This window comes from Pseudomonas versuta (assembly GCF_001294575.1).
GTDB lineage: Bacteria > Pseudomonadota > Gammaproteobacteria > Pseudomonadales > Pseudomonadaceae > Aquipseudomonas > Aquipseudomonas versuta.
In genome coordinates this window covers 2,258,693-2,276,260 of sequence record NZ_CP012676.1, presented here as the reverse complement: position 1 = coordinate 2,276,260, position 17,568 = coordinate 2,258,693, and the positions used below count along the sequence as shown (strand labels likewise).

Annotated in this window: 14 protein-coding genes; 12 read left to right on the top strand and 2 right to left on the bottom strand. The window is 58.6% G+C overall.

From position 1 onward, the window contains the following. Window positions 1-170: 170 nt before the first annotated feature. Together AOC04_RS10100 and AOC04_RS10095 are read right to left on the bottom strand one after the other, a co-directional pair. Window positions 171-2,789 carry a sensor domain-containing protein gene (locus AOC04_RS10100; protein ID WP_060692960.1) on the bottom strand — a complete coding sequence of 873 codons (2,619 nt, stop codon included), beginning with the start codon at window positions 2,787-2,789 and terminating at the stop codon, window positions 171-173. Between the two features lie 63 nt (window positions 2,790-2,852). Further along, window positions 2,853-3,746, bottom strand: coding sequence for a LysR family transcriptional regulator (locus AOC04_RS10095; protein ID WP_060692958.1), 894 nt, complete (start codon window positions 3,744-3,746; stop codon window positions 2,853-2,855). Between the two features lie 133 nt (window positions 3,747-3,879). Here AOC04_RS10095 and leuC point away from each other — a divergent pair, with 133 nt between their 5' ends. From leuC to AOC04_RS10035, 12 genes are all read left to right on the top strand, one after another. Beyond that, window positions 3,880-5,298, top strand: a complete 1,419-nt coding sequence (gene leuC, locus AOC04_RS10090) for a 3-isopropylmalate dehydratase large subunit (protein WP_060692956.1) — start codon at window positions 3,880-3,882, stop codon at window positions 5,296-5,298. Window positions 5,299-5,308: 10 nt separating this feature from the next. Beyond that, the gene (gene leuD / locus AOC04_RS10085; RefSeq protein ID WP_060692955.1) at window positions 5,309-5,953 is read left to right on the top strand and encodes a 3-isopropylmalate dehydratase small subunit; all 645 of its coding nucleotides are present in this window, start codon (window positions 5,309-5,311) and stop codon (window positions 5,951-5,953) included. Between the two features lie 66 nt (window positions 5,954-6,019). Beyond that, window positions 6,020-6,787, top strand: coding sequence for a class I SAM-dependent methyltransferase (locus tag AOC04_RS10080; protein ID WP_060692952.1), 768 nt, complete (start codon window positions 6,020-6,022; stop codon window positions 6,785-6,787). 65 nt (window positions 6,788-6,852) lie between these two features. Continuing rightward, on the top strand, window positions 6,853-7,935 hold the full coding sequence (gene leuB / locus AOC04_RS10075) for a 3-isopropylmalate dehydrogenase (protein ID WP_060692950.1): 1,083 nt from the start codon (window positions 6,853-6,855) through the stop codon (window positions 7,933-7,935). 68 nt (window positions 7,936-8,003) lie between these two features. After that, the gene (asd, locus tag AOC04_RS10070; RefSeq protein WP_060692948.1) at window positions 8,004-9,116 is read left to right on the top strand and encodes an aspartate-semialdehyde dehydrogenase; all 1,113 of its coding nucleotides are present in this window, start codon (window positions 8,004-8,006) and stop codon (window positions 9,114-9,116) included. Window positions 9,117-9,271: 155 nt separating this feature from the next. Continuing rightward, window positions 9,272-10,282: an aspartate-semialdehyde dehydrogenase gene (locus tag AOC04_RS10065; protein WP_060692947.1), complete on the top strand. Its 1,011-nt coding sequence runs from the start codon at window positions 9,272-9,274 to the stop codon at window positions 10,280-10,282. Between the two features lie 84 nt (window positions 10,283-10,366). Beyond that, window positions 10,367-12,730, top strand: a complete 2,364-nt coding sequence (locus AOC04_RS10060) for a motility hub landmark protein FimV (RefSeq protein ID WP_060692945.1) — start codon at window positions 10,367-10,369, stop codon at window positions 12,728-12,730. A gap of 167 nt (window positions 12,731-12,897) precedes the next feature. After that, window positions 12,898-13,722, top strand: a complete 825-nt coding sequence (gene truA, locus AOC04_RS10055; RefSeq protein WP_060692943.1) for a tRNA pseudouridine(38-40) synthase TruA — start codon at window positions 12,898-12,900, stop codon at window positions 13,720-13,722. A gap of 59 nt (window positions 13,723-13,781) precedes the next feature. Beyond that, window positions 13,782-14,405, top strand: coding sequence for a phosphoribosylanthranilate isomerase (locus AOC04_RS10050; protein ID WP_060692942.1), 624 nt, complete (start codon window positions 13,782-13,784; stop codon window positions 14,403-14,405). Window positions 14,406-14,675: 270 nt separating this feature from the next. Then, complete coding sequence (gene accD, locus AOC04_RS10045) at window positions 14,676-15,596, top strand: acetyl-CoA carboxylase, carboxyltransferase subunit beta (RefSeq protein WP_060692939.1); 921 nt, start codon at window positions 14,676-14,678, stop codon at window positions 15,594-15,596. Continuing rightward, window positions 15,593-16,900, top strand: a complete 1,308-nt coding sequence (gene folC / locus AOC04_RS10040; protein ID WP_060692938.1) for a bifunctional tetrahydrofolate synthase/dihydrofolate synthase — start codon at window positions 15,593-15,595, stop codon at window positions 16,898-16,900. The genes accD and folC overlap by 4 nt, the downstream gene beginning before the upstream one ends. Further along, the gene (locus AOC04_RS10035; RefSeq protein ID WP_060692936.1) at window positions 16,884-17,510 is read left to right on the top strand and encodes an SPOR domain-containing protein; all 627 of its coding nucleotides are present in this window, start codon (window positions 16,884-16,886) and stop codon (window positions 17,508-17,510) included. Before folC ends, AOC04_RS10035 begins: the two co-directional genes overlap by 17 nt. Window positions 17,511-17,568: the final 58 nt, after the last annotated feature.

Genomic DNA, 17,568 nt, shown 5'->3' with positions numbered 1-17,568 from the left:
GATCTGCTGGATTATTTCATGCGGTGAGGGGCTGCAGAGTAGTCCGTTTGCAGGTCAATCTGCGCTTTAGGGAGCTTGAATGTAGAAGAGAGCTTGCTCGCGGGCTCTTCGGTGCTTGATTGAAAGAGCTCGCGAGCAAGCTCGCTCCTACAGGGGTGTTTGGGTGTTTATCAGTGCCGCAGCAGCTCGCGAAATTGCGCCAGCGGCACCGGCCGGCTGTGCAGGTAGCCCTGGTACAGATGGCAGCCAATGCTTTGCAGAAACTGGAGTTGGGCCAATTGCTCGACACCTTCGGCGACGACCCTGATTTTCAGGCTGCGGGCCATGGCAACAATAGCGCGGATGATTTCCGTATCGTTGGGGGCGTTAATGGCGTCGCGTACAAATGATTGATCTATTTTCAGGGTGTCGACCGGCAGGCGCTTGAGATGGGTCAACGAGGAGTAGCCAGTGCCGAAGTCGTCCATCGCAAAGCTCACGCCCAACGCCATCAATTGCTGCATTTTGGCGATGGTGTCTTCCAGGTTTTGAATCACGATGCCTTCGGTGACTTCCAGTTTGAGGATCGAACAGGGCAGGTGGTGGCGCAACAGGCTGTGCCGCACCCGTTCTACGAAGTCGCTCTGGAGAAACTGCCGTGGGCTGATGTTCACGCACAGGCTGAAAGTCCGGGGGTCGATCAGGCCCTCGCGCAACAACTGGCCGAACGAGCGGCAGGCTTCATCCAGCACCCAGGCCCCCACTTCGAGGATCAGGCCGCTGTCTTCGAGGATTTTGATGAAGTTTGCCGGGGACTGGGCGCCCAGTTGCGGATGTTGCCAGCGCAACAGCGCTTCGGCACCGACGATACGGTTTTCCCGGGCATCGACTTGTGGCTGAAAGTGCAGGCTGAACTCGTTGCGCGCTAACGCTGTGCGTAAGGCGCTTTCCATTTCCATGCGTTCGCTGGCCGCCGTTTGCATCGTGAAATCGAATAGCTGAGTGGTATTGCGCCCGCAATCCTTGGCCCGATACAGCGCGATGTCGGCCCGCTTGAGCAAGTCTGCGGCAGTGCTGCCGTGATCAGGCAACAAGGCGATGCCGATGCTGGGGGTGACTTGCAGGCGCTGGCCATCAAGAAACATGGGTTCGGCCAGTAGTTCACGCAAGGTATCGGCGGTACTGCGCACTGACTGGGTGACTTCTTCGAGCGAGCCTTTAAGCCCGGTCAGCAGCACTACAAACTCGTCACCGCCCAGGCGGGCCACGGTGTCTTCGTTGCGCACACTGGCTTCCAGGCGTGCGGTGATGATTTTCAGTACCGAGTCGCCCACCGGGTGCCCGAGTGAGTCGTTGATGTGTTTGAAATGGTCCAGATCCAGAAACAACAGCGCTGCGCGCAGGTCGTGACGTTCATGCAGCGATGTTTGCTGGCTCAGGCGGTCCATCAGCAATGCGCGGTTTGGCAGGTTGGTCAGCGGGTCATGGTAGGCCAGGTGTCTGACCTGGGCCTGGGCAGTTTTAAGCTGGCTTATGTCGCGGGCGGTGAGCAGCAGGCAGGGGGTGTCATTAATGGTGATCGGTTCGATGGATATTTCGACGTTGATCAGGTCGCCGCGTCTGGAGCGTCCCAGGATTTCCCGGTTGCTGATTCGGCCCTTTTCCTTGATCTCGTCGAGTAATGCCTGACGCTGTGAACTTTGCCCCCAGATTCCCAATTCGTAGGGGCTGCGGCCAATCACCTCGGCGCTGCTGTATCCGGTCAGCCGGCTGAAGCCGTCATTGACCTCCAGATAGTTGCCGGTGGCGAGTTCGCTGATGGTGATGGCATCGGGGCTGGAGTGGAAGGCCTTGGCAAATTTGTCTTCGGAGGCGCTCAGGCGTTGTTCGCGCTCCACCTGCTCGGTGATGTCGAGCAGGGTGCCGGCCATGCGCAGCGGCACACCGTCAGCGTCGCGATAGAGCCGGGCGCGACTTTCTATATAGCGTGAAGTGTTGTTTTCAGCGGGCACCCGATAGGTCAGCTGATAACTCCCGGCGGGCCCTTCGCGCAGTGTGCGGTAGCTGTCGCGCATACTGTCACGCTCGGCGTCGGGCACACCCTCGAAGAACGCTTCGAATGACTCGTTGAACGGTTCTGCCGGCAGGCCGTGCAGCTGGGCTGCACGGGCCGAGCCGTAGAGCCTGTCGCTGGGAATGTCCCAGTCCCAGGTGCCCATTTGTGCCGAGTCCAGCGCCAGGTCCAGGCGCTCCTGACTGTCGATCAGCGCTTGCGCGGCTTCTTTGCTTTTGCGGGTGTCCATGAAGGTACTGACCAGATAAGCCTCGCCCTCCAGTTCGACTTTTTGTGCGCTGAGGATGCCGTCGTGCAGTTGTCCGTCCCGACCCTGCAGGGAGACTTCCATGCTCACTGAGGCATTTTTGCTGCGTATTTTCTTGACGAATTGTTTGCGCTGCAAAGGATCGGGCCAAATCCCCAGTTCGACCGTAGTGCGCCCGATTGCCTGGTTTAACGGCCAGCCCAGCAAACGCTCGAACCAATGGTTGGCCTCACTGATCAATCCGTCTTCGATGCGTACCAGCAGCACCATATGGGGCGATAAATGAAAGAGTGTGGCGAAGCGCTTTTCTGAATTCTTGAGCGCTTGCAGGCGTATGCGCCGATGGGTTGCATTGCAGATCAGCCCCATTTCAATGTCCCAGTACCAGGGCTGCTGCTCCCCGTTGTTTAGTCCGCCTTGCTCCAGCGATGGGGAGACAATTTGTGTCAAACCATCTAGTGGGAGGCTGGCATATCTCTGGTATGGCATTGACTGCGATCCTTGGATCTCGATCCATTGAGACGGTTTTGTTTCTGAACCGCTGGAGCGATCTCAGGGCTGGTCACTGTGATGCGTGTCGACCTGTGCATCCAGTAACTTCATGAAAGCATGCGCGGCATTCGACAGCGTTCTCTCGGTGTGCACGATGTAGCCTAGCTGGCGGGTCAGTTGAATGCCGGGCAACTCGATCGATGCCACTTGCTCATCGAGCATAGTACGCGGCAGCACGCTCCATGCCAGGCCGATGGAAACCATCATTTTGATGGTTTCCAGATAGTTGGTACTCATGGCGATATTGGGCGTCAGGCCCTGGGCTTCAAACAGGCGCTGCACAATATGATGAGTAAAGGTATTGCCGCCCGGAAACACCGCCGGATGGTGGGCAATATCGGCCAGACTGACAACCGGGCGGCGGGTGAGGGTATGTTCGGGGGCGACCACGAAGTCCAGCGGATCATTCCACACGGGCACGGCGCGAATCAGCGAGTGCGGCTCCGGCGCCAGGGTGATGACTGCCAGTTCGGCGCGGCCATGGAGGATTTCTTCGTAGGCCACCTCTGAATCCAGAAACTGAATATCCAGCGCGACCTTGGGGTAAGTGCGGGTGAATTCGCGCAGCAGGGGCGGTAGCCGGTGCAGACCAATGTGATGGCTGGTGGCCAGAGTGAGGCGGCCACTGACCTCGCCATTGAGGTTGTTCAGCGCCCGGCGGGTGTCATCCAGCACGTTGAGGATTTGATAGGCACGCGGCAGCAAGGCCCGGCCTGCCTCGGTCAGGCTGACCTCGCGGCCCAGCCGGTCGAACAACCTGAGCTTGAGTTGCTGCTCAATACTGGCGATGCGCTTGCTGATCGCCGGCTGGGTCAGAAACAAACGTTCCGCGGCCCCGGAAAAACTACCGGTTTCAGCAATGGCGATAAAAGCATTGAGATTCGCGAGATCCATCTATTCGAATTCCTGTTGGTTATCCAAAGCATGAAAATTATGAATTTGAGTTATTCACTGTAACGCCATAGGATCGACCTCACAAGCCAAGTGGGTATTGGCATAGAAAAGAAGCTGATGAGGAAACCGTCTGATGGCCGGCAAAACGCTCTACGACAAGCTCTGGGATTCGCATTTGGTGAAACAGCGCGACGATGGCTCGGCGCTGATCTACATCGATCGTCATATCATTCATGAAGTGACGTCGCCGCAGGCCTTTGAAGGGCTGCGTCTGGCAGGGCGCAAGCCTTGGCGTATCGATGCCAACATCGCGACCCCGGACCATAACGTACCGACCACGCCGGAGCGCAAGGGCGGGATCGAAGCAATTGCTGACCAGGTTTCCCGTTTGCAGGTGCAAACCCTCGACGACAACTGTGACGAGTACGGCATTACCGAATTTAAAATGAACGACATCCGCCAAGGGATCGTTCACGTCATTGGCCCCGAACAGGGCGCGACCTTGCCGGGCATGACCGTGGTTTGCGGTGACTCGCACACCTCGACCCATGGTGCATTCGGCGCGTTGGCCCACGGTATCGGCACTTCCGAGGTCGAGCACGTGCTCGCCACGCAGTGTCTGGTGGCCAAGAAAATGAAAAACATGCTGGTCTCGGTTGAAGGTCAATTGCCGTTCGGCGTGACCGCCAAGGACATCGTGCTGGCAGTGATCGGAAAAATCGGCACCGCAGGCGGCAATGGTCACGCCATTGAGTTTGCCGGCAGTGCGATTCGTGATTTGTCGGTTGAAGGGCGCATGACCATCTGCAACATGTCGATCGAAGCCGGTGCCCGGGTGGGCCTGGTTGCAGCGGATGAAAAGACCGTGGCCTACGTCAAGGGTCGCCCGTTTGCACCCAAGGGCGCCGAATGGGATATGGCTGTCGAAGCCTGGAAGGATCTGGTTTCCGATGCCGACGCGCAGTTTGACAGCGTCATCAAGTTCGATGCCGCGCAGATCAAGCCGCAAGTCAGCTGGGGTACCTCGCCTGAAATGGTTTTGGCGGTTGATCAGAACGTTCCCGATCCGGCGCAGGAAGCTGATCTGGTTAAACGTGGCTCGATTGAGCGTGCCTTGAAGTACATGGGCCTGAACGCCAATCAGGCGATCACCGATATCCAGTTGGACCGTGTGTTCATTGGCTCATGCACCAACTCGCGGATCGAAGACTTGCGCGCTGCTGCAGTCGTTGCCAAGGGCCGCAAAGTGGCTTCCACCATCAAGCAAGCGATTGTGGTGCCCGGCTCGGGCCTGGTTAAAGCCCAGGCAGAGTCCGAAGGTCTGGACAAGATTTTCCTGGAGGCCGGTTTTGAATGGCGTGAACCGGGCTGTTCGATGTGCCTGGCCATGAACCCGGACCGCCTGGAGTCGGGCGAGCACTGCGCGTCGACCTCCAACCGTAACTTTGAAGGCCGTCAGGGCGCCGGTGGCCGTACTCACCTGGTGAGCCCGGCAATGGCCGCTGCAGCCGCTGTGAACGGTCGTTTCATCGACGTCCGCGAATTGGTTTAAGGAGCTCTGCATGAAAGCTTTTACTCAGCACACCGGGCTTGTCGCTCCTTTGGATCGGGCCAACGTGGATACCGACCAGATCATTCCCAAGCAGTTTCTGAAATCGATCAAGCGCACCGGCTTTGGCCCGAACCTGTTTGACGAGTGGCGCTATCTGGATGTCGGGCAACCGTACCAGGACAACTCCCGGCGCCCGTTGAACAAGGACTTTGTGCTCAACGCCGAGCGCTATCAGGGTGCCAGCGTGTTACTGGCCCGTGAAAACTTCGGCTGCGGCTCCAGCCGTGAGCACGCGCCCTGGGCGCTGGAAGAATACGGCTTTCGCAGCATCATCGCGCCGAGCTATGCGGACATCTTCTTCAATAACAGCTTCAAGAATGGCCTGTTGCCGATCATTTTGAGCGACGCAGAGGTTGATGAGCTGTTTGCCCAGGTCGAGGCCGAGCCGGGCTATCAGCTCAGTATCGACCTTGAGTCGCAAACCGTGACTCGTCCGGATGGCAAGGTGCTGAAGTTTGAGATCGATGCCTTCCGCAAGCATTGCCTGCTCAACGGTCTGGACGATATCGGCCTGACGTTGCAGGACGACGAGGCGATTGCGGCGTTTGAAAGCAAGCATCGCGCGAGCCAGCCCTGGTTGTTTCGCGACGCTTGAGAAGAGCTCGCGAGCAAGCTCGCTCCTACAGCGATCAAGGTAGTCAATCAAACAAAGGACCTCTGTATGACCAGCACCGCACGCCACAGTCAGGTTGTACAAAAGCAATTCGGTGAACAGGCTTCGGCCTATTTGAGCAGTACCGTGCATGCGCAAGGCACCGAGTTCGGCCTGCTACAGGCTGAGCTGGCGGACAAGCCGGATGCCCGGGTACTGGATCTGGGGTGCGGTGCCGGTCATGTCAGTTTTCATGTGGCGGCGCTGGTTAACGAGGTGGTGGCCTACGACCTGTCGCAGCAAATGCTCGATGTTGTCAGCGCGGCCGCCAAAGATCGTGGTCTGGGCAATATCAGCACCCAGTGCGGTGCGGCGGAGCGTCTGCCGTTTGCCGATGGCGAGTTTGATTATGTGCTCAGCCGTTATTCGGCTCACCACTGGAGCGACCTGGGCCAGGCCCTGCGCGAAGTGCGGCGGGTGCTCAAGCCCGGCGGTGTAGCCGCTTTTATCGACGTGATGTCCCCCGGTAGCCCGCTGTTCGATACTTATCTGCAAAGTGTCGAGGTGCTGCGCGATACCAGCCATGTGCGTGATTACTCTGCTGGTGAATGGCTGCGCCAGGTCAGTGAGGCCGGGTTGCATACGCGCAGCACACAGCGTCAGCGTTTGCGTTTAGAGTTCGGCTCCTGGATTGAGCGCATGCGTACGCCCGTGACCATGAGCGTGGCCATTCGCCAGTTGCAGCAATCAATGGGCACTGAAGTGCGCGATTATTTTGAAATCGAACCGGATGGTTCGTTCAGTACCGACGTATTGGTTCTTTGGTGTGAAAGATAAAAGCACCGGACAATAAAAATTAAGGATGCCCCTTGGGGGATCAACTGACAGGTAGCGAGAGACCCATGAGCAAGCAGATTCTGATTCTCCCAGGTGACGGTATTGGCCCGGAAATCATGGCCCAGGCTGTAAAAGTGCTGGAGCTGGCCAATGACAAGTTCCAGCTCGACTTAGAGCTGACCCATGACGTGCTCGGCGGCGCAGCCATCGACAAGCATGGCGTACCGCTGGCAGATGAAACCCTGGAGCGTGCCCGTGCTGCCGACGCAGTATTGCTGGGTGCCGTGGGTGGTCCTAAATGGGACAAGATCGAGCGTGACATCCGTCCTGAGCGCGGCCTGCTGAAAATCCGTGCGCAACTGGGGCTGTTCGGTAACTTGCGTCCGGCCATTCTTTACCCGCAACTGGCTGATGCTTCGAGCCTCAAGCCGGAGATCGTTGCCGGGCTGGATATTCTGATCGTTCGTGAGTTGACCGGCGGCATTTACTTCGGCGCACCGCGTGGCACCCGTGAGCTGGAAAACGGCGAGCGTCAGGCGTATGACACGCTGCCGTACAGCGAAAGCGAAATTCGCCGCATCGCCCGGGTCGGTTTCGATATGGCCCGTGTACGCGGCAAAAAGCTGTGCTCGGTGGACAAGGCCAACGTACTTGCCTCCAGCCAGCTGTGGCGCGAAGTGGTCGAGGAAGTGGCCAAGGACTACCCGGACGTCGAACTGAGCCACATGTATGTCGACAACGCCGCGATGCAGCTGGTGCGTGCACCCAAGCAGTTCGATGTGATCGTGACCGACAACCTGTTCGGTGACATCCTGTCCGACGAGGCTTCGATGCTGACCGGTTCCATCGGCATGCTGCCGTCGGCCTCCCTGGATGCCAACAACAAGGGCATGTACGAGCCGTGCCACGGCTCGGCGCCGGACATCGCGGGGCAGGGCATTGCCAACCCGCTGGCAACCATTTTGTCGGTCTCGATGATGCTGCGCTACAGCTTCAATCAGACCGCTGCTGCCGATGCCATTGAGCAGGCAGTCAGCCTGGTTCTGGACCAGGGCTTGCGTACCGGAGACATCTGGTCGGCAGGTTGCACCAAGGTCGGAACACAGGAAATGGGCGATGCAGTAGTCGCGGCGCTACAGAATCTGTAATCTCTCTGGCCCGTTACTTCCTGTTGGTGGAAGTAACGACCCCACTTTTTGTTAAAGGTGTCGTTGTGATGAAGCGTGTAGGTCTGGTCGGTTGGCGCGGTATGGTTGGTTCCGTGCTCATGCAGCGGATGCTGGAAGAGCAGGATTTCGATCTTATTGAGCCGGTGTTTTTCACTACCTCCAATGTCGGTGGACAAGGTCCGTCTGTGGGCAAGGATATCGCCCCGCTCAAGGATGCTTACAACATTGAAGAGTTGAAAACCCTCGATGTAATCCTGACCTGCCAGGGCGGCGACTACACCACTGAGGTGTTCCCCAAGCTGCGTGAGGCGGGCTGGCAAGGTTACTGGATCGATGCGGCCTCGAGCCTGCGGATGCAGGATGACGCGGTGATCGTTCTGGATCCGGTCAACCGTCGCGTGATCGACCAGCAGCTGGATGCGGGCACCAAGAACTACATCGGCGGCAACTGCACTGTCAGCCTGATGCTGATGGGGCTGGGCGGCCTGTTTGAAGCCGGTCTGGTGGAGTGGATGAGCGCCATGACCTATCAGGCGGCCTCCGGTGCCGGCGCGCAGAACATGCGCGAGCTGATCAAGCAAATGGGTTCGACCCACGCTGCTGTCGCGGATCAACTGGCCGATCCGGCCAGCGCCATCCTCGATATCGACCGCCGTGTCGCCGAAGCCATGCGCAGCGATGCCTACCCCACCGAGAACTTCGGCGTGCCATTGGCCGGCAGCTTGATCCCGTGGATCGACAAAGAGCTGCCAAACGGTCAAAGCCGCGAAGAGTGGAAGGCGCAGGCCGAAACCAACAAGATCCTGGGTCGTTTCAAAAACCCGGTTCCTGTGGACGGGATCTGCGTACGTATCGGTGCGATGCGTTGCCACAGTCAGGCCTTGACCATCAAGCTGAATAAAGATGTGCCTATTGCCGACATCGAAGGTTTGATCAGCCAGCACAACCCTTGGGTCAAACTGGTGCCCAATCACCGCGAAGACAGCATCCAGGAGCTGAGCCCGACCAAGGTCACAGGTACCCTGAATGTGCCGGTTGGCCGTCTGCGCAAGTTGAACATGGGTTCGCAGTTCCTAGGTGCGTTCACCGTGGGTGACCAGTTGTTGTGGGGCGCGGCCGAGCCGTTGCGCCGCATGCTGCGGATTCTGCTGGAGCGTTAATCGCCACCGGTTGCAGCCAGGCCTGCTTCTCGCAAGAGAGGCGGGCTTTTTAATGAGCGCCACTTTTTAGCCGCGCCGTACCCGGTACTGTCCGTTGCCTGCAAGGGTCACGCCCGGTACAGTGCCGCTCCCCACGTTTCGCCTGAGGTAGATGTATGAACCAGTCCTTTGATATCGCCGTCGTTGGCGCCACCGGCACTGTCGGCGAAACCATTGTGCAAATTCTTGAAGAGCGCAGTTTTCCGGTTACAAACCTGCACTTGCTGGCCAGCAGTGAGTCCGCCGGGCATTCGGTGCCTTTTCGGGGCAAAAACGTAAGAGTGCGTGAAGTCGATGATTTCGACTTCAGCAAAGTGCAGCTGGTTTTCTTTGCTGCCGGCCCGGCCGTGACGCTGAGCTTTGTCGCCAAAGCCAGCGCCGCCGGTTGTGCAGTGATCGATCTGTCCGGTGCCTTGCCTGCGGCCCAGGCGCCACAAGTGGTGCCCGAGGCCAATGCCCACGTGTTGGCCGGTTTGAAAAAGCCGCTGCAAATCAGCAGCCCGAGCCCGTCGGCGACCGCGCTTGCCGTGGCGTTGGCGCCACTGCGCGGCTTGCTGGATATTCAGCGGGTCAATGTGACGGCGTGTCTGGCAGTTTCTGCCCAGGGGCGTGAAGCAGTCTCCGAACTGGCGCGACAGACAACGGCGCTTCTGAATCTGCATCCGCTGGAGACCAGTTTTTTTGATCGCCAGATGGCATTTAACCTCCTGGCGCAGGTGGGCAAGCCTGATGCACAAGGCCACGTGCCTCTGGAGAAACGCCTGGTTGGCGAGCTGCGTGAAGTGTTGGGCATGCCCGCGCTGAAAGTTTCGGTCACCTGCATTCAAGCTCCCGTGTTTTTTGGCGATAGCTTTAGTGTCTCGGTGCAACTTGCCGGGCCGGTCGATCTGGATGCGGTCAATGTGGCGCTTGAAGCCGCTGAAGGCATCGAGCTGGTTGAGGCGGGCGACTACCCTACGGCTGTAGGCGATGCGGTAGGGCAAGACGTGGTGTATGTCGGTCGCGTGCGCCATGCTGTAGACGATACTTCTGAACTTAATTTCTGGATGACGTCAGATAACGTAAGAAAAGGCGCAGCTTTGAATGCCGTGCAACTGGCTGAGTTGTTGATAAAAGACCTTCTGTAAAAGATACTTGGCGTCAATTTCCAGCAGGGTTCCAGAAGCTATACAGGCCTCGTGGACGAGGCCTGTACCAATAAGGAAGAGGCTATGCTTCAGGTTCGCAAATTAGTGTTAGCAATTGCCGCCGCTTCGGCGCTGTCATCCGGTATGGCGCAGGCGCTTGGGCTCGGAGAGCTGACCCTGAAGTCGACTCAGAACCAGCCTCTGCTGGCTGAAATCGAGCTGTTAGACGTCAAGGATCTGACCGCTGCTGAAGTTGTGCCCAGTCTGGCCCCGCCTGACGAGTTCACCAAGGCCGGAGTGCCGCGTCCGGCATTTCTCGATGACCTGCGTTTTACCCCGGTGATCAATGCCAATGGCAAGAGCGTGCTGCGAGTCACCTCCAGCCAGCCCTTGTCCGAGCCCTTCGTCAAGTTCCTGGTACAGGTGATGTGGCCAAGTGGCCGCTTGTTGCGTGACTACAGCGTATTGCTGGATCCGGCCAAGTTCTCTCCTCAAACCGCGGCAGCTGCCTCTTCCGCCCCTGCGAGTGCGTCTGGCCAATACACCACCACGTCCCGTGACACGCTTTGGGAAATCGCCGCGAAGGCACGCAATGGCGGCTCGGTCCAGCAGACCATGCTGGCGATTCAGGCACTCAACCCTGATGCCTTTATCAACGGCAATATCAATCGGCTTAAAACCGGTCAGGTATTGCGCTTGCCGGATGCCGCTCAAAGCGTTCAGCTGTCCCCTGGCAAGGCCGTCAATGAAGTCGCTTCACAGAATGCCGATTGGCGCAGCGGGCGTCGTACGACACCTCTGGCCCAGCAACTGGATGCGACAGGTCGCCAGCCTGTTGTGGCCAAGGCTCCTGCCAGGGCTGACAGTAATGACAGCCTGAGCCTGGTTGCTGCGAGTGCAGCCAAGGGCAAGGGTGCGATTGGGGATGCCAAAAATGTCAGTGACAAGCTGGCGATGACCGAGGAGGGGCTGGACTCCGCGCGTCGTGAAAATGCCGAGCTGCAAAGCCGGATGCAGGATTTGCAAAGTCAGCTGGACAAGCTGCAGCGCTTGATCGAGTTGAAGAACGACCAATTGGCCAAGCTGCAGGCTGACAGCTCGACACCTGTCGATCCGACAGCGACGATACCCGCTCAGTTGGCGCCCCAAGCCGGGGATTCTCCGGAAGCGGACATCGCTGCGGCACAGGAGGGTGCGCCGGCGACTGCGGTACCACCGGCTCCGGCGCAGGATGGCAGCGCGACTCCGCGTGCAGAACGTAATATTCAGGACTTGCTGGGTAGTCCGGCGCTGATGGGGCTGGTCGGTGGTGCAGCGGTCTTGCTGTTGTTACTGCTGTTGCTGCTGGCACGTCGACGTAAAGCTCAGCAGACCGCTCTGAAGCATGCGCGGATGGCTCGCGAACTTGAGGAAGAAGCTGAGTTTCCATCTGATCTGGACATGCCGCCCGGCAGCTTTGAAGGGCTTGAAGTTCCACCGCCGAGCGTCAGGCTCGATGCGGCACCGGCACCGGCACCGGCACCGGCACCGGCAGCACCAGCGGCCCCCGTCATTGCACCTGTGGTGGCTGGCGTGTCGTTGTCCAAGCCGGGGGCTGATGCACTAGTACAGGCAGAGCAGCTGATTGAGCAGCGCCAACTAGGCGAGGCTGAGCAGTTGCTTGCAGGCGCCATCGAACAAGAGCCGCAACGCAGCGATCTACGGCTCAAGTTGATGCAGGTCTATGGCGAGCTGGGTGAGCGTGATGCTTTTATCGCTCAGGAGCGTCAGCTGGTTGCCAATGGCAAAAATCATGCTGAGGTTGAACAGCTCAAGCAACGCTATCCGGCCATGGCGCTGGCTGCCGGTATCGCCACGGCTGCTGTTGCCGCTCAATTGCAGGCCCAGTTCGTCAAGGAAATGATGCGCGATGATCGGGAAGTCGAACCGGAGCCGCAGAACACACCTGATGAGTTTGATCAGGACTTTGACCTGAGTCTCGATGATCTTGAAGCGGCTTCGCCTGCGGAGCTGGCGCCCGAGAGCCATCCCGATAGCGAGCCAAGCTTTGAAGATGTATTGAAGCAACAGGCTGAGGCGTCCGGGGACGACTTGTCCGGTTTTGATCTTGATCTGCCGGCTGATTTCGATTTGTCGCTGGCTGACGAGCCGGCTGCACCTGCCGCCGAGCCGGACAGCTTTTCGCTTGAACTGGACAAGGTCAATGCCGAGTTGCAGCGCTTGTCGCAAAGCCTTGAGCAGCCATCGGTAGTGCCGTCTTTTGCCGATGAACCCGAGTTTGACTTCTTGTCGGGTGCTGATGAAACGGCGACCAAGCTCGACCTGGCTCAGGCTTATATCGATATGGGTGATGACGAAGGTGCCCGCGACATCCTGACGGAAGTTGTGGAGGAGGGTAACCCGCAGCAGCAGGCTGAGGCTCTGGAGTTGTTGTCACGACTGGCGTGATCCCCCGGCGATTGATGTCAGGTCCTGGACGGCGCAAACCCTGTGCTGATTCAGGCCTGGCATCATTTGTTTCATGGCGTCTTTGCGGGTGCGCCTTATAATGGCCGACTTTGCGTTCATGAGCAGGCTGTAGCACCTTGGCAAATATAGATAACCCGGCCGCTGAAATGGCCGCCGAAGGCTTTTCCCGAATCGCGCTGGGCGTGGAATACAAAGGGTCGCGTTACAGCGGCTGGCAACGTCAGGCCAGTGGTGTGCTGACGGTCCAGGAAACCCTGGAAAACGCCTTGTCGAAAGTCGCTGCGTCCCCGGTTTCATTGCTCTGTGCAGGTCGCACCGATGCGGGTGTCCACGCCTGCGGACAAGTGGTGCACTTCGACACCCGGGCCGAGCGCTCGCTCAAGGCCTGGGTCATGGGCGCCAACATCAACTTGCCCCACGACATCAGTGTCAGTTGGGCCAAGGTCATGCCAGCGCATTTTCATGCGCGCTTCAAAGCTATCGCCAGGCGTTATCGCTATGTGATCTACAACGATCAGATTCGCCCTGCGCACCTGAATCAGGAAATAACCTGGAACCATCGCCCGCTGGATGTCGAGCGGATGGCCGAAGCGGCCCGTTACTTGTTGGGCGTGCACGACTTCAGCGCGTTTCGTGCCGGTCAGTGCCAGGCCAAATCGCCGGTCAAGGAGCTGCATCACCTGCGGGTGACGCGTCACGGCCAGATGATCGTGCTGGATATTCGCGCCAGTGCTTTTTTGCATCACATGGTGCGCAACATTGCCGGGGTGCTCATGACCATCGGGACAGGCGAGCGGCCGGTGGAGTGGATGAAGGAAGTGCTGGAGAGCCGGATACGCCGCACGGGGGGCGTGACCGCGCATCCTTATGGTCTGTATCTGGTGCAAGTTGAATATCACGAAGAGTTCCAGTTGCCGCAACGTTACATTGGCCCACATTTCCTGACCGGTTTTACCGAACTGGACGGCTGACGCCCGGATAAGCATTTGTTACCATCCGGGGCTTTCGCGTTTCTTGAGGTGTAATCGACATGTCAGCCGTTCGCAGCAAGATCTGCGGTATTACCTGCATAGATGATGCGCTGGCAGCTGTAAATGCCGGGGCTGACGCCATCGGCTTTGTGTTCTACGCAAAAAGCCCGCGGTCGGTAACGGCGCAGCAGGCGCGCGCGATCATTGCCGCCTTGCCGCCTTTTGTGACTACGGTCGGGCTGTTCGTCAATGCCACTGCCTGTGAGCTCAATGAAACACTTGATGCCGTGCCGCTGGATTTACTGCAGTTTCACGGCGATGAAACCCCTGAGCAGTGCGAGGGTTATCACCGCCCTTGGATCAAGGCGTTGCGAGTGAAGGCGGGTGATGATATCGCTGCTGCCTGCAAGGCATATGCGGGCGCTAGTGGCATTTTGCTGGATACCTATGTAGAAGGCGTACCCGGGGGAACCGGCCAGGCATTTGACTGGTCATTGATACCGCAGGGTTTGAGCAAGCCGATTATTCTCGCAGGCGGTTTGTCTGCCGGGAACGTAGCTCAGGCTATTGCTCAGGTACGGCCTTATGCCGTTGATGTCAGTGGCGGTGTAGAAAAGAGCAAGGGCATCAAGGACCACGACAGGATTCGTGCCTTCATGCAGGCAGTTCGCGCAACAAACTGATGCGCGATGTGACGGTTGGCAGTCTGCCACCGTCCATCATTACCGCTGTATAACGCAGGCGGGCCCGGTGGTTCGACGGGCATAAATTAAACTGGCGGCCGCTCTGGGGCGTGTTGTCGGGAAGGCTGAGGGTCCGGGGGTTACGCTGGTTTGCCGTGTGCTGACCGCTTCACCCGGTAATCATCGCCACACACCTAATGAATTTAGCTCAAGGGCATACACGGGGCCTGAACCCAAGCGTTCTGGCCACCGGTACTGGAGAAAGAAAGCATGAGCAACTGGTTGGTAGACAAGCTGATTCCTTCGATCATGCGTTCCGAGGTCAAAAAGAGCTCGGTACCTGAAGGCCTGTGGCACAAATGCCCGTCTTGCGACGCTGTGCTTTATCGTCCGGAGCTGGAAAAGACCCTGGACGTTTGCCCCAAATGTAATCACCACATGCGTATCGGCGCACGTGCCCGCATCAATATCTTCCTGGATGCCGATGGCCGTAACGAGCTGGGCGCCGATCTGGAGCCTGTAGACCGTCTTAAATTCCGTGACAGCAAAAAGTACAAGGACCGACTGGTCGGTGCGCAAAAGCAGACGGGCGAAAAAGATGCCCTGATCTCCATGAGTGGCACCCTGTTGGGTATGCCGGTCGTGGTCTGCGCATTTGAGTTCTCCTTCATGGGTGGCTCGATGGGTGCCATCGTTGGCGAGCGTTTTGTCCGTGCTGCCAACTACGCACTGGAAAATCGCTGCCCGATGGTCTGCTTCGCAGCCTCCGGCGGTGCGCGGATGCAGGAAGCCCTGATCTCCCTGATGCAAATGGCCAAGACCTCAGCGGTACTGGCGCGTCTGCGCGAAGAAGGCATTCCGTTTATCTCCGTATTGACCGACCCTGTCTATGGCGGTGTATCAGCCAGCCTGGCGATGCTCGGCGATGTGATCGTGGCTGAACCCAAGGCCCTGATCGGCTTTGCCGGCCCGCGTGTAATCGAGCAGACCGTTCGTGAAAAACTGCCTGAAGGCTTTCAGCGCAGCGAGTTCCTGCTGGAGCACGGCGCAATCGATTTGATTGTTGCCCGTCAGGAACTGCGCCCGCGGCTGGGTAACCTGCTGGCACAAATGATGGGTCTGCCTACGCCTGTGTTCGTGGCGCCGCCTGTTGAAGCCATCGTTGTTCCGCCGGTGCCTGCAAATATATGACTGAGCGCACCCTTGGCGAGTGGCTCGCCTATCTTGAACAGTTGCATCCATCTGCCATCGACATGGGCCTGGATCGCGCACGCGAGGTAACGAACCGCATGGGCCTGCAAAAGCCCGCGCCTCGGGTGGTGACGGTCACTGGCACCAACGGCAAAGGCTCAACCTGCGCGTTTGTAGCGTCCTTGCTGCGAGCGCAAGGGCTGAAGGTGGGGGTTTATAACTCGCCTCATCTTCTGCGCTACAACGAGCGCGTGCAGATCGATGGTGCCGAGGTCTCGGACGAGCAGCTCTGTGAAGCTTTCAGTGCTTTGGAGGCGGGACGGGGCCAGACCTCGTTGACGTATTTCGAAATGGGCACGCTGGCCGCCTTCTGGCTGTTCGAGCGAGCGCAACTTGATGCCGTGGTGCTGGAAGTCGGTCTGGGCGGGCGACTGGATGCGGTCAATCTGGTAGACGCCGACCTGGCGTTGGTCACCAGTATTGGCGTGGATCACGTGGAGTACCTCGGTAATACCCGTGAGTCCGTCGCTTATGAAAAGGCCGGCATTTTTCGCGCAGGCAAGCCCGCTCTTTGTGGTGATTTGAAACCGCCTCAACCCTTGCTCGACAAGGCACGGGAGTTGGGTTGCCCTCTGTTTGTGCGTGGTCGTGACTTTAATCTGGCCACTGCTGACACTGTTTGGCATTGGCAGGGTCTGAATGCGGCAGGGCAGGTGGTTGAATTGCGCGACCTGCCGCTGCTGGATTTGCCGATGGAGAACGCAGCGCTGGCCTTGCAGGCTTATGCGCTGACAGAGCTGCCCTGGCAGCCTGAACGAATTATTGAAGCGTTGCTGGGTACGCACGTAACCGGCCGGCTGGATCGCCGTCAGTTCAACTGGCATGGCAAAACCCTGAACATGCTGCTTGATGTGGGCCATAACCCCCATGCAGCGGAATATCTGGTCCGACGTCTGGAGCAGCGCCCGGTAGCGGGCAAGCGCCTGGCGGTATTTGGACTGCTGGCAGACAAGGACCTGGATGGCGTAGTGTCACAACTGGCGCCTGTGGTGGCTGATTGGGCTGTGGCCCCGTTGAACACCGGTCGCACCCGGCCGGCAGCTGAGCTTCAAGCCTCGCTGCAGGGGCTGGGGGCATCGGTCTCGGTTTTTGACAGTGTCGGCGCGGCGCTTGAGGTGCAGTGCCAGCAGGCGACCCCGCAAGACGAAATCCTGTTGTTCGGATCATTTTATTGTGTCGCTGAAGCGCTCGAATGGTTGGAGCGGCGTGCCACGGAGGAGGCTGCAAATGGCTTTGCTGGATAAGGTATACAAGCAGCGAATGGTGGGCGCCCTGGTACTGGTGGCGCTGGCGGTGATTTTTTTGCCGATGCTGTTTTCCCGTGAGGATGAACAGCGCCAGATTCAGGTCGACGCGCCGGCCGCGCCGCAGATGCCGGTCATGCCCGAGGTAAAGGTTGAGCCGGTTCCGGTGCCCGAACCTCAGGTGATCGCTCAAGAGCCTGTGCCGCCAGAACAGGAAACCGTCGTGCAGCAGCCCTCGGCACCGGTAGCCCCGCCAGTAGTGAAGCCTGTCATTGCAGCTCCGAAACCACCGGCTGTTACTCCGGCTCAGGCTGTGGCCCAAGCGCCAGCCAAGCTCGATACCACGCAAAAACGTCTTGATCCCAATGGTTTGCCGATCAGTTGGTCTGTTCAACTGGTGAGTCTGTCCAATCGCGCGAGCGCCGATAGCCTGCAAAAAAACCTTAGAAATCAAGGTTATAACGCTTACGTCCGGTCGTCGGGCGGGATGAACCGGGTTTTTGTCGGTCCATTGCTCGAGCGGGCAGAGGCCGATCGCCTGCGCGATCTGCTCGGCAAGCAGCAAAATCTCAAGGGTTTTGTGGTGCGCTTCCAGCCAGAGCGTGGTTGATCGGATAAAAAGGTGTCATCTGATTGCCAAAGCACTGATAAATCGCCTTACTTGAGCG